Origin of the sequence: Reichenbachiella sp. (assembly GCF_039941815.1) — a bacterium.
In the GTDB taxonomy this organism is placed as follows: domain Bacteria; phylum Bacteroidota; class Bacteroidia; order Cytophagales; family Cyclobacteriaceae; genus Reichenbachiella.
In genome coordinates this window covers 15,868-29,627 of the sequence record NZ_JBDVDW010000061.1, presented here as the reverse complement: position 1 = coordinate 29,627, position 13,760 = coordinate 15,868, and the positions used below count along the sequence as shown (strand labels likewise).

Annotated in this window: 10 protein-coding genes; 2 read left to right on the top strand and 8 right to left on the bottom strand. The window is 37.3% G+C overall.

Annotated features, from left to right (window positions below; translation table 11 throughout):
- The 3 genes from ABJF11_RS14230 to ABJF11_RS14220 are packed head-to-tail and all read right to left on the bottom strand — an operon-like array spanning nt 1 to nt 7,175.
- Nucleotides 1–3,630 carry an Eco57I restriction-modification methylase domain-containing protein gene (locus ABJF11_RS14230; RefSeq protein WP_348120545.1) on the bottom strand — a complete coding sequence of 1,210 codons (3,630 nt, stop codon included), beginning with the start codon at nt 3,628–3,630 and terminating at the stop codon, nt 1–3.
- A gap of 6 nt (nt 3,631–3,636) precedes the next feature.
- Nucleotides 3,637–6,975, bottom strand: a complete 3,339-nt coding sequence (locus ABJF11_RS14225) for a helicase-related protein (RefSeq protein WP_348120544.1) — start codon at nt 6,973–6,975, stop codon at nt 3,637–3,639.
- On the bottom strand, nt 6,972–7,175 hold the full coding sequence (locus tag ABJF11_RS14220) for a helix-turn-helix transcriptional regulator (protein ID WP_348120543.1): 204 nt from the start codon (nt 7,173–7,175) through the stop codon (nt 6,972–6,974). The genes ABJF11_RS14225 and ABJF11_RS14220 overlap by 4 nt, the downstream gene beginning before the upstream one ends.
- Nucleotides 7,176–7,770: 595 nt before the next feature.
- Here ABJF11_RS14220 and greB point away from each other — a divergent pair.
- Complete coding sequence (gene greB, locus ABJF11_RS14215) at nt 7,771–8,286, top strand: transcription elongation factor GreB (RefSeq protein ID WP_348120542.1); 516 nt, start codon at nt 7,771–7,773, stop codon at nt 8,284–8,286.
- A 346-nt stretch (nt 8,287–8,632) separates the two neighbouring features.
- On the opposite strand, the gene ABJF11_RS14210 is transcribed toward greB, so the two are convergent.
- The 5 genes from ABJF11_RS14210 to ABJF11_RS14190 all read right to left on the bottom strand — a co-directional run bounded on the left by ABJF11_RS14210 (nt 8,633) and on the right by ABJF11_RS14190 (nt 12,812).
- Complete coding sequence (locus ABJF11_RS14210) at nt 8,633–9,505, bottom strand: HNH endonuclease (RefSeq protein ID WP_348120541.1); 873 nt, start codon at nt 9,503–9,505, stop codon at nt 8,633–8,635.
- Between the two features lie 406 nt (nt 9,506–9,911).
- Nucleotides 9,912–10,151, bottom strand: coding sequence for a hypothetical protein (locus tag ABJF11_RS14205; RefSeq protein WP_348120540.1), 240 nt, complete (start codon nt 10,149–10,151; stop codon nt 9,912–9,914).
- A 10-nt stretch (nt 10,152–10,161) separates the two neighbouring features.
- Nucleotides 10,162–10,914: a hypothetical protein gene (locus ABJF11_RS14200; RefSeq protein WP_348120539.1), complete on the bottom strand. Its 753-nt coding sequence runs from the start codon at nt 10,912–10,914 to the stop codon at nt 10,162–10,164.
- Nucleotides 10,915–10,916: 2 nt separating this feature from the next.
- Nucleotides 10,917–12,467, bottom strand: a complete 1,551-nt coding sequence (locus ABJF11_RS14195) for a hypothetical protein (RefSeq protein ID WP_348120538.1) — start codon at nt 12,465–12,467, stop codon at nt 10,917–10,919.
- Between the two features lie 69 nt (nt 12,468–12,536).
- The gene (locus tag ABJF11_RS14190) at nt 12,537–12,812 is read right to left on the bottom strand and encodes a helix-turn-helix transcriptional regulator (RefSeq protein ID WP_348120537.1); all 276 of its coding nucleotides are present in this window, start codon (nt 12,810–12,812) and stop codon (nt 12,537–12,539) included.
- Between the two features lie 301 nt (nt 12,813–13,113).
- On the opposite strand from ABJF11_RS14190, the gene ABJF11_RS14185 reads away from it, so the two are divergent.
- Nucleotides 13,114–13,755, top strand: a complete 642-nt coding sequence (locus ABJF11_RS14185) for a response regulator transcription factor (protein WP_348120536.1) — start codon at nt 13,114–13,116, stop codon at nt 13,753–13,755.
- Nucleotides 13,756–13,760: the final 5 nt, after the last annotated feature.

The following is a 13,760-nucleotide window of genomic DNA, read 5'->3' as shown; positions in this document are numbered from 1 at the left end:
TCAAACTGCTTTAATAGGAATGACTAAATCCTTCAACCTAAGATCCATAAGTTTCAGATTATTCCTTATTTCATTATTATCATCTCTGAGCTTTTGATATCCAAAGTGTATGATTTCTTGTTTGTCTTTCGGGTCATCAGAGTCTATAATCTCAACAAAGTCACGAGATGCGTATTTGATGAAAGACAGACTTTCTCTCTCAAATTCTTCTTTGAAATAAAGTTCCATTACCATGGCATCAATCACTTCTTCAAAGACTTGGGCAATGTGCTTGTTTGGGACATGTTCGTTGATTGGTTTTTTTTCTCCTAGTTTGTTCAAAAAGAGAATGTAATCCGCTAGAACCTCAAATGGTTGTTGTAAGTCTTCAGTTACTTTTGGCAATGGAAGGTTTTCCATAAAAGCCTTTTTGTAACGAAAAGTACCACCTCTCAAGTCCCCACCAGCATAAAACTTCTTAAAGAAATAAGTTACTGGTTTTGAATTTAATAGCGCTAAGAGATACTTTAGGTTTTCTCCAGTCATAAGAAATCCAGTGGCTTCCGGAAACATACCATTGTCATCATAGTAAAAAGCTGCGTCATAGACTATTTCCGCCCAAACAATCTTTGGTTTCTCAAATTCCTCATAATATGTGGCAGCACACCTTTGGAGTGCATACCATTCGTATGTAATTCCTGTTTCTGACTTATTTCGGGCTTTTAACTGAGATTCATATTTTAACAAATGGTTATACATGGAAGAATAATCTTTCCTAAATTTCTCTTCAGCTATTTTCGAAACACCAGTAATATTTTCCTTATGCAAAGGAAAGTGCCATGGTATGAATGCCATCCATAAATCACTTACGTCCGCTTTATATTTCTTGATATCTCTGCCCCGAAAGATTGGTTTGAGAATTTCTTCATTCCTCTTATCCTCGTTTATTAACCTTTCTTTTGTTGCAGCATCAACAATGAAGGCATCATTGAAACCTGTAAGAAGCCCTCGATATATTTGTATATCCCAGTCCTTTAATATAGTTCCTACTTCCTCAATTTTCTTTTTTACTTTAAGGTCATGTTCTTTGGTTAGAATAAAGGAGTTTTCTGAAAAGTCAGAAACGTAGTTGCTGTTCAGCTCTAAATTCTGATAGAGAGAAGCATCTTTTTTAAATCGACTAGAAAGATCCCAAACTTGAACTCTTCCTTCCCTTTGTGTCTTTTTCCCTAATAGTATATTGGTATATGTAGTGGCATTTTCAAACAACCGAGCATCTCCAAAATCTATTAATTGCAAAAGGGATACTTTATCTAAAAAATACTTCCTTGTTGTTTTACCATATCCCGCTCTCATCCATTTATTTGAGGTTATATAGGTTAGTATTCCATTGGAATTCAGTAGGTTAAATCCCTTTTCATAGAAAAGGCTATAAATATCTCCAGTTCGGGTAAACGTATCATAGCCTTCTTCAGCTATTTGTTCTGAATATTTACCCATACTTTGTAATTGGATGTATGGAGGATTCCCAATGACTATGTCAAATCCACCTTGATCAAATACATCTTTAAAGAACAAGTGCCATAAGAAATAAGGATGCTCTTGACCGTTCTGGATTTCATGAAGCTTCTTTCTACTTTCATTTAGCCCATGAAGCTTTTCTTTCCACTGTTTTAGTTGCTTTTCTATTCTAGTGTTTCGTGTTTTCTGTCCTTCAACTTCGAGTATGAATCTTTCAAGTTGACTTTCTCTGAGTTCAATATTATATTCAATCGATTCATGAATGAGCCTATTAATTTCACCTCTTAATTTTGGTTTTTGATCTGTTGTGGCTGTGAAATACTGATTAGTTAAACCCTGAAGTTTTTTAGCATTATCTGATTTTCCATAGGTAGCTCTTAATTGTCCATCCAGTAAGTTGCCCCAAATATCCGTTTGGCCATTTTCCACGTCTAATACAGCTTCTGAAGCTATATTCTTTAGTTCAATTCCGTCAAACTTCTCCCTTAAACTATCACCTTGCATGATTTTATAATCAAGATTAGGAAGCGGCTTGGGCTTGGGTTCATCTACTACCAATGAGAGCCAGAATCGTAAGCGGGCAATATCTACTGCACCTGGCTCAAGATCTACACCGTAAATGCAGTTTTGTATGATGTTTTGTTTAATAATGGCTGGGCTATCTACTCCAAACCCTTCCTCATAATTGATAAAGGCTTTGAGAAAAAATATTTCCTGCAATAGCCCCATTGGGAAGGCACCTGAGCCTATTGCTGGATCACATATTTTAACCGTATCAATCTTTTCAAAAACTATCTTCAGGTCATCTCTTGTAAACTTTCCACGACTCTGACTCTTAATCAATTGTTCAATATCCGTTCTATTCTTCTTGGGGAGATGAGTTTGTAAATACTCAATTAAACTCTCCTGAGTCATGTATTGGACGATCTCCTTCGGTGTATAAAATGCTCCCGTGGCACTGTTCTCTTCCAATAGATTCTCGAAAATATGTCCAAGCATTTCAGGATCAACCGCTACCGTATGATCTTCCGGGCTATTCTCATAAATGGTAAAATTGTAGCTATTGAAAAAAGTGAATAAATCTTCGAACAAATAAGATGAAAATGTAATCTTTCGATGATCTTCGGGTTCCTGATGTTCTTCAAAGAGCCCTCCGTTCAAAAACGGAATCCAGACTTTGTCATTTGAAGGAAGAATGAACTGATCATTATTCCTATCTGGCATATTTAAAGCATTGAAAAACAGTTGGCTCAACCATTTTCCATAGAAGGAGTTTTGATCGTTCTTTGCATTTTGAAACATGTTTTGAAGGAAGTTGATGTCCCCATCCTCATAGTTTGAATTGGATGCACCAAGCCATCTTTTCTTTTGGAGAAAATATAGAAAGACCAAACGTCCCAAAAGACGCTTAACGAAGTTTCTGACCTCCTTTGGATCCTCATTAAATATTGATTGATAAAATGGAGATGGTTTGTCAGTTTGCACCCATTCCTTTTTGTGGATTTCTTCTCCTGATATGCTTCTTACAAAATCAACATAGAACTTTTTGTACTCTTTGAAAAAGCTGTTGGAAACGGGTTCCACATTGAAGGCCTCAAAAAAGTCATCCAACTTCAGATTCGAAGATTTTAAGGCAATCAGTCTATCGATGGCTGTTCTATGAGCTTCGGGAGTTCCAAAAATGTAGGTGTATTTTTTAGGGTTCGTTTCAACATTATCGACTTCATCAAAAAATTCACTTCCAGTACTCTTACTGATAAAGGAAAAGCGCCATTCAGTTAATTCAGTGTTTGAATAGAAGAAGGTAGCAATTGCTCCTTTTCGAGCATCTTTCAATATGAACTCCTCAATTAGCTGGTTTACACCTACTTTGTTGTACTCAATTTGAATTTTATCTTGCAGCTCTACCTCGAAAACTGGCAGCACATCGCCATCGCCTGTTTGCAGTGTGCCAATCTGATAGAGAAATCTTACAACTTCTTTTGCTTTTTTGTTTCGTAGCTCAATGGTTTTTGGTTCCAAAAAGACCGTCAACAAATCCTTGCCTTCAGCAATGAACTGTAGGGTGTTGATCCAGTTTTTCCGCTGGTAACCCTGTTGTAATATTGATTTCAGTTCTATTCCGTTCATAGCGTTTTAGGCAAAAGTTTCAGTCAATACGATCCTTGGTTCTTCAAAATGTTTCTGTTGCTCCTGTTCTTCTTCCCATCGCAAAGCCTCCATTCTGGCTATTTGCTTGATGGGATATTTGTTCATGATTTTATTTAACTCACTAACTACCTTAGCAATAGGCATTTTCTTCTTGGCCTTCTTTTGTTTATTAGCGAGAGACGAGATGTCATTTCTGAATTTTCTAAAGACTCCCATGTAAATGATTCTAAGAGTTGTTTTCAACAGATCCTCAAACTCTTCCGATATTTCTGCTGGAAAGTTTCGTTTCAATTCAATGATTTGCTGTACAAATCGAACAGCGTTTTGCTCCTGAACTGAAAGGTTAAATGTGTCGTATTCTTCATATGAGAATATCACATTGTAGACTTCCTTAAAATCTTTTATAGCTCGTCCAACAGCATCATAATGATTGTCAATGAGGCTTGTTCTTTTTTCCTTTTTAGTTGCTTCAAATAGCTTCACTGCTTGACTAAAAGTTATCTCAACACTATTGTCTTTGTTACTCACATAAAATCCCTCTTTCATCTTGTTTCGCAAATAGCAAAGACAAGCGTCATCCATCTGTTTACCAATAATGTCATGAGCAATTTCCTTCTTTACTTTTGCAAACCTCCCTACCCTACTCTTGAGAGGTAGCGTTTTTAATCGTTTGTATTCTTTGGTATTGTTTAGGTACAAGTCACGAACAATCTCCAAATACTGTAGTCTTTCATCTACTTCCTCTTTTGGTTGGAGATCTCCTAATGTATTGGAAATCAATTCCTCTTCTTCGGAGTAAATTTTGCTATCCTCTCCAAATGCTGAATGAAATCCTTGTAACTTTTTAAGAGCTTTTTCATTCAATTTGATGAGATTGTTAGATTGAGCAGTTGGATAGAAATTGTAAATCAGAATCTCGCTTGCTTTCGTTCCAATTCTATTTACTCTGCCAATTCTTTGCATGAGCTTAGTTGCATTCCACGGAATGTCATAATTCAAAATGACATTACTTCGATGTAAGTTGATTCCTTCTGCTAGCACTTCTGTAGTGACAATAATGTTATATTGATTCTCCTGTTTGCCAGGGTAGTTTGCATCAAAGTTCTTGCGAATTGTTTTGAATCGTTGTTTATGGTTCTGGGCACTTATTCCCAAAACATCTTTTCTACCTCTCTTTTCAAGGGTTTCTGATAAGAATTTTACAGTTTCTTTCGACTCTGAGAATATGACCAACTTTTTCTCAACGTTAGACTCGCCTAACAACGTGTTATCCAAATCAGCCAGGAACTTTTCTATTTTGGGATCGTCTTCTATTGCATTCCACTTTCGAAATAATTCATCAAGAATTTCTTGGTCACGCTTTAAGCCTTCAAATAACTCAGGTGAAAAATCATCAGCTTTATAAACAGCATTATTGGGAGATTTTTCATTTAGCTCGTTAATCTTTTCTTCAATTTCATCTTCCTTTCCGTCATCATAAAGCTTGTTGATATCTAGATCAGGTGCAACGAAAATTCGATCATTTTCAAACATTTGAATCATGCGCTGATTGGAAGTGTGAAATCTTCCTAAAGAGCGTTTGAATGCGTAAAAACTACTTTCCAGCCTTTTAACCATTTGGGTTTTCATGATCATGGCTAATTGAATAGAAATTAGTTTGGCGTTATCATAGTACTCGACATATTCATCATCAATGAATTCAATAGCTCTGTAGCGATAATAGCCTACATTATCAACTAAACTAAATATGGTTTCATAAAACAGTTGATTCAATTCCTCATCAAATGCGTACTCAATTTTTTTTGGCTCCTTAATCTTGGGAAATGACATTCCTTGAGATTTTATGTCATCGTTGTACCTTTTAATCTTTTGAATATCTGCTCTTGTCCTTCGAATGACGAGTTCGGTGAATATCTTGTCTTTTATAGGAAGGTATATTTCCTTGACTTTTGAAATCAATTCCTGATGATCCTTGATTTTATATAGCTGCTTGTAGAGCTCAATCTTTTTAGAAAAGAACGTCTGGAGATTAGGGACTCCTTCTAACGTAGATTTTCTTGAATCTTGAAAAAGATAGATTTGGTTGGCTATGTCTTCCGGCTTGTTATTAAGTGGTGTTGCAGAGATTAGAATTACTTTCTTCTTCCTATTGATATCATTGCCTACAGTTAACCGTGGTGTTTTACATATAAGCTCCAATAATCCATACATGTTAGAGGTTGCTGACCGAAATTTGTGGGATTCATCTACAACGATTAAGTCATAATCTTCCGGATTGGCGTAATTGATATTGTCACCATCGATGATTTTATGGAGACTCCCATTTGAGATAAACTGGACATAATTTGTGATGCCAAAGTCCTTGACTGTGGTCTTCCAGTTAGTTTCCAAAGCATTAGGATAAACCACTAGCACTTTGGTATTGTGACCATTAGAATCAATGTATCTCTTTATGATCCGAGTTGCTACAATAGTTTTTCCAAGTCCTACAACGTCAGCAAGTATGAAGCCATTATGTTTCAATAACTTATTGTATCCTTCAACAACCGCATCTGACTGGTATTGGAGGTTTGAATAACCTTCAGGTAAGTCTTTGCCAGATACACTATCTCTAATTACAGCGTCTCCAAAATACTCAATGAGCATTTTGATGTATAATTCGTAAGGTATTATCTCATCATTGAGATAAGTCTTCTTTTTAAGTCCTTTAAAATCAATAGGTAAGAATTGTGTAGACTCCTTCCATAGATCTTCAAATTCATCTGTTGCAAATTTGACATCCTCATAATCTCTAAGAAGGACATTGAACTCGTAATTAGATTCATTTCTAGTTCCTAAGCCAGCATCTGTAAGGTTTGATGATCCAGTTATTACGCTTCCAGTAGTATGCTCATTGAAAGGCTCAGGACGAAATATGTAAATCTTTGCATGGAGGTTCTGTTTCCCGTGTGCTCTGATAACAACTTTACCAGATATGATATCTTCAATGAATTCAACAATTCCTTTTTCAATTTGATCATCATAAGATGCTTCTGCTATATCAAAAGCAACGAAATTTAAATATTCATTTTTAGTCTTCTCAGTATCTTCGAGGTACAATTGACCTTTTCTTTGAGCCTCGGCTGTCAATTGATCCACATTTATTCCAACAAGTATTCTTATTTCAGGAACATCATCTAATAGCTCTCTAACCTTGAAATATCCAGAGGCTCGAAAATAACCAACCAGGGCATCAAAATAGTTTATCTGCTGATGTTCAAAGACTCCTTTGAATTTGCTAAATAGGCTATTCTCCTTTCTGTTTGTAAAGAACTTTTTACTCATTTGCCTCCCTCCTTTTCAACCAATAAATCCTTGACACTTACTTCCAATATTTCAGCAATTTGATAGAGATCTTCAAGGCTTGGTTGCCTTCGATTTTGCACATATCCATTCACCATATTGTAACTTTTACCAAGTTGCTCTGCTAACCATGTTTGTTGCAAATCTTTCTCCTTTAACACTGCTTTAATTCTATTCATCATGCTGCGGTTTGATGATGGGCCAAATTAGTCAAACGAATGAATATATCATAATATGAGATATGATTAATCTCAATAACCACCAATAATATTTGCTACTATAAAAACCTTGCTATCTATTATTTCCATATGTTGCTCAAATAACATTTTATTTACTCGTTTTTGCTATCTATTATGCACATGCTAATAAATTGGTTTACAGCTATTTATGAGCGTAATCGGCAATTAATGTTCGCTTTCATTTACGCTGCATGGAAGCACTAAAGTAACAGGATACTTGTTAAAAGGAGTAGTTCTTCTATTGCACACATTCACCTTTCCTCTCCCCCGTTTCCAACCCAAAAAAGTTGAATGAGTGGACTGGGCGTCCGCCCTACGATGCTGCTAGATGTGAAATCATCTATACAAGAAATGAAAAAGACCAACGCCACACTATTAATCCCTACCCAAAACCTAAAGTTGATTTATCGGGGACGCGTAGTCCGGCACGCGTAGTGATAACACGAATACATTATATAACATCTATTGATTGTTCCGCACAAACTAACTATCCATAGTTATATTATCTTGCGAAAGTTTTCAAAACCAGATCTTTATTATGAGGCGAAAAATCCCAGAATCAACTCTACCAAAACTCTATCGCTCACAAATGATTACTTCCGAAGGCTTACAAAAATTAAGGGAAGAACATGATCACCTGTGGAGAGTTGAACGTCCAGACGTTACAGCCAAGGTTACCTGGGCCGCAAGTTTGGGAGATCGTTCAGAAAATGCCGATTACCATTACAACAAAAAACGTCTCCGAGAAATTGATAATCGCCTTCGATATTTGCGTAAGTGTATTGATGACTTTAAAGTAATTGACTACCACCCAAACCAAGAAGGGAAAGTGAATTTTGGTGCTTGGATAGAAATTAAAAACGAAGTGAAAGGTCTTCAAAGACGTCTTCGTATTGTTGGTTACGAAGAGTTAAAAGGCAACAAAGATTATATCTCTATGGACTCTCCAATGGCTAAAGCGCTTCTTGATAAAACTGTTGGAGATGAAGCTATAGTTAAAACCAAAATGGGTGATTTTGTATGGGAAATTCTTAACATAGAGTATCAGAAGTAGTATGACAAAAAAAAACTCGGCCATCTTTTACTCTATTATTTTTTAACCACCTTTTAGGTCATACGAGTAATTAACTAAACCACCTTTCCTCTCCCCTTGCCAACCCAAAAAAAGCTGAAAGAGTACTCAGATTCTTCTAAACATGGAAGATCACAGTATTATCGATGCAAGACCTTCCCGCACTATTAATTCCCGTGTTCCACATAAAAGCTAATTTATCACGAACGGCTTGTCATAAGACTAAGATTTTATATATCAATCATACGCAGTACCAGTCTTGTGTTAAAAAAACTCAGGACATGGAATCATTGATCTTCGATAATTATAATATTATGAAGTAACTCTGTTATTTAATAATCTGATTATGGAGTTTCAAGTAGTATCTATTTCCTTCAGTGAGATTATTGATTTTTTCATTACCCGTAATACCAAGCGATTTAATAGGCGTTGTATTGATTTCAGAAGATAAAATTATCCTCCCAGATACATCAAAACTGATTAAGTGCTTGTCAAATAGCGCATCATAATCTGGTGATAATAAAATTCCATTATCCACATCCAATCTTTGCGAATCAGAGGAATCTTTCCAGGACTGAATGTGTGAGGCAATAAGGATGCGAGTGTCATTGTAACCCGTCGCAGCACATTGATAAGACCACCGATGTAGAATGCTTTTTCTATATGCCCCTTGACCTACTCTTGAGGTGACCAATCTACTTCTTTCAGTTGAATTTGGCTTTTTAAAGATAGAATAAGCTTCATTTGGTTCTGCCGCTATTATGGTCATCTTCAGTTCTTCAGGAATTAAGTACTTGGCCTCTCCTACTCTTCTAAAGAAGAACTTAATACCAGTTCGTAAGCCACCTGAAGTATCATGTGTTTCAAAGTAATCAGAATCCAGGAAGGTTAGTTCACCGACGAACATGACCATTCCCCTAGCGATATATTCAAAAAGAAAAACTCTTTTACCTGTTGATAAATGATCCCTTAAAGCCAAATTGCCTTTGGTGAACCCCATATCACCACTTTGCCCTTCGCCGGTATATGAAAACACGTCTTCATTAAGCCATTCGTCTTTATAGCCATGTTGAGCACCGCTTGCTCCAGTAAAAATGAAAATGTATGGTGTTTTGGCTGACGGACTTATACCACTCTGTCTGTTCCCACCATACATATCGTGAATGTCTTTTCGTCGATATATTTGATTCTCATTAAACATTTGAAGTAAAATACTAAATACCGCAATTAATTAAAATGAAATCATAATTATAACTTCCGTGTCGCACGCATTCATGCTCCTTCTCTACAATTTACAGCCATTAGAAAAGCTGAAATACGGCTATTTACTATCAAGAAATGAAGTAATCGCTACTAAAGAGCGAAAAAGGCCTTTGTGCTAACCATTAATCCCTGCCCTGAATCGATGCTATATTAACGCTACGCAGGACATTATATGACTCGCATAGCATTTTACATTTAGGCCGCCAGACATGGCTTAATAGCCGTCTTGCCAGAATTTTATTACCTAATGTCTGGCATAGACGGCATCATATGGTCGTTTGTACTTGATCTGTCAAAATCACTAATTCTCCTGACTCAATTCATATAAATTGGCATCCGACAAACTACCTTATGCAAACGCAATACCGATTGCCATTGGCGTCAATTTTAATCTTTTTGACTCCACCTACGCATGGATCACTACAAGGAATTTTAGTCACCTCCATTGTGGTCGAATCCTCAGAATCCAACAACACACCATCCACGTGATCGGAAAGGTTGTATTTGCGGGCCAATTCTTGTAATTCTTTGAGAAAATTGTCCATTTCCTCGTCTTCAATTTGAGCATTTTTAATATGTATCATGGTTGTATCTTTAGTTTGGTTTCACATAAATTCTGACCGAATCTTTAATGCTCGTTCTGGAACCAGACTCGTGCATGACATAGGCTTTGACATAGATGTATTGATCAGCTGTAATCTTGCCTGGTGTATACTTGGCACTTATTTGTGAACTGCTTCCAGTTTTTAGGCTCTCATCTCTGAATTCGCCGCTTAACTTGACGTTAGAGGCATCTGTATCTTCCAATTCGACCAGTACTCCTTCACTGACCTTATTACCGGCAGAATTAGCAACTACCCCGGAGATTTCGATTTCATTGCCATAATTATTTTCAACACTAAATGAGTTGGCCGTCAGTTTGATTGAATAAGGCTCAGAGCTAGTCAGATTAAGAGCTAATGTTTCTACAAACCTGCCTCTTTTATCTTCGAGCTCTATTTGGGCATAGATATTCAAATCTCCAGGAGTGGTGGGCAACAAGAAATCGACCTCAGCAATGACTTGATCCTGAACATTCACTTCTGCCTTCTTGGTAATTTCGTCTTCACCGTTTTCAACAAAAGATCCTCTGTCAGCTTCAAAAATCACTGATCTGAATTGCTTATCACTGTTCATAGGCAATTCAGCAATCAGCGTCACAACCGTACTTCCATCTGCTGTAAAATCAGTCTCATTGTTTTCAGTGTTAAATGTGATGAAGATATCTTCAATTGGGACTTTCGGATCCTCATTGCATGATGCCAGGCACCATAATAAGGTTAATAGAATGATGTTTTGCTTTTTCATGATTAAAGAAATTTACCTGTGATAGAAGAAATTGCATTGTTGATGTCTACGTCGAGAGATATACCGACAAAAGGAGCCATGATCACATTTGTATCTGTGATAATGGGATTAGGATCCTTACGTCTGAGCACTACCGTTCCAGATGATATATACAGCCCCCTCAAAACCCTGAAATTAATCCCAGCTAAGAGTGACGAACTTTTATACAAATCCTCGAATTCACCCTCGGGTAGACTACTCGACGTGACACCCAAACTGAAGGACCATCTTCTCCACAAGTTTGAATCCTTGTATTCTCTGAATTTGATTTGTTTGTTGACGGGCCTCGGTGTGATGTTGACTCCGAAATAGAATCTTTGATAGACCTCATTACTTTCATTTCCATTGACCCAAATATTGGCGATTCCAAAATCAGGGACTACCCTAAAACCGGAAGCAGTTTTCAGGTCTGCAAATTGATTATCCAAAATAAATGCTTCCGCATATCTCAGGTTTTTCTCCTTCTGAATTGCTGTGACAATTGCTATCTGATTTTTTTGCAAAAAGGCTGCATTGGTTTTCAACTTACTAAGAAGTGCATTCAAGTCATCTATGATAGGTTTATTAGCTGCTCTGATAGCATTGTTTGAGATCAAATAATAACCCTCGCAAAATACTATGATCTGCTGAAGTTCCATGATGGTCTGGCCCAATGTCTTTGTCCTTGCCGCAAAGTCAAAATCATCAATTTTAGTCGCATTACTGCTTGGGTCAAACGGTTGCGTTCCTTTCAACAGATCCGCCACTTTGCCATCTCTTACCAATGCTGAAAATTGATTGAGTTCCTTGGAGGTCATACCCGAGTTTTTGGCGCCTATTGCCAGTGCTGTAAGTTTGATTGAAGTCAAATTGGCTCCGGTAATATTAAAATTGTAAGCCATTGTAGCATCATAAAACGGCTTCAATTTGCCGCGATAGAATGTCTTATAATCCTGCCAAAAGTTGCCGTCGGTCCATCCATTTGCACCAAAGGCAGAAATCGGAAAATCTGCATATGTTGATACATCATCGAGACCACTAGCAAGTTCATCAAATGATGTCTCAGCCTTTGCAATTTCAGCTGCGTTGCCGCTCGCTAAGGCTCCATTGATTGAGAGTAATTTTCCCAGACCCTCCCCCGTAATCTTATGACGTATGATCAGCTCTAAGTAGACGTTGGGTTTAATTGGTTCAACATATATATACAGCGCATCATCCTTTTCTTCAAATCCACTTACAGGTAATTTCCGACCGAGTTCACCTTTTCTGTCCAACGGTGTCTTTTCGCCGTTTCTAACAAATGACTCATAAAGAAAGACTTTCTCTATCGATTTTTCCTTTGATGGTCTTATGATTTTGATAACAAATGGTTGATCAAAGGGTGGTTTCTTTTTGACTATTTTGGTTGTCGCATCAATTTCAACAACTACTTCATTTTGTGCTATCGAAACTTCAATAAGACTCAGCAGTACCAACAGAATTGAAGCGATCCGTAGCCATTGGTTAATTGATTGTTTTTGTGTAGGTATATTCATTGGTTAGTTATTTAAGGTATAAAAATCATTTACTTAGATGGTATTATAGGGGGTTAGCTGCCAGATGACTTACACCAGATCAAAAGCCAAGGCATATTGCACCAATTCAGAATGAGAATGTACCCGGAGTTTTCTGTTAACATTTTTCCGATGTTGCTCTACAGTATAGCGACTGATGAATAACTCCTCGGCGATTTGTAAGCTCTTATATCCCTGAACGACCAGAGAAGCGATCTCCATTTCTCGTCGTGTCAACCGATCGAACCTGGGTTGATTCGCTTCCTTAAATCTTTCCTGGTTGCAAATTCTTTTGAATTTGTGCTCATTTAATAAGGTGTATGGCATGTCTTTTTAAGTTTAGGTTTACTTTATGCTTTGCTTAAATTGGACCAATTATTTTAGGCAATCTTCAATCAATTCAGGTCAGCCATTGCCTATCACAAACTTTGAAAAACTTCGAAAGTGAATCAAGGTGTTTTTTCACCTATCGACCACGGGGAAATTCCCGTTTTTACACATCAGAATCAAATAGAAATGAATACGGGAAAATTCCCCTTATACAGAATTATTGAAAGGGCTAGTATTGCATTGACTGGCTGAAGATGTAAATTGATACTCCTTCACCAACTTAACTGACTCCAATAACATGAATGTAAAGATTGGTATAGCAGATGACCAGCAGCTCTTCCTAAAATCACTGGGAGAACTGATTGACCGGTTTACAGAATTTACTGTGGTGCTGGATGGTCTGAACGGACGGGACTTCCTCTATAAGTTGGAACTACAGTCTCAGCTTCCAGATATCGTGCTCTTGGATGTAAACATGCCGGTGATGGATGGGGTGGCCACGGCCAAAGTCTTGGAGCAAAAATACCCAGATATCAAAGTGGTTGCCCTTTCTATGAAAGACGATGATACGACGATCATCAGTATGCTCAAGGCCGGGTGTTGTGCTTATCTATTGAAGGACATTCATCCGGCCGAACTGGAAATGGCTCTAAAAGAAATCAGCGAAAAGGGCTACTACAATGCCGATGCTTTGAATATACGCTATCGACGGATGCTGATACATGGACAGGCCAAAGATCAGGTATCGTTGACCGAATTGGAGCTCATTTTCTTACAATATGCTTGCAGTGACCTAACCTACAAACAGATCGCCGGAGAAATGAACAAAGCCCCGAGAACCATTGATGGCTATCGAGAATCAGTCTTCCAGAAATTCAACGTACAAAGCCGAGTAGGTATGGCTATGGAAGCCATCAGAAGAGAATTAGTAACTATTTAATAAAT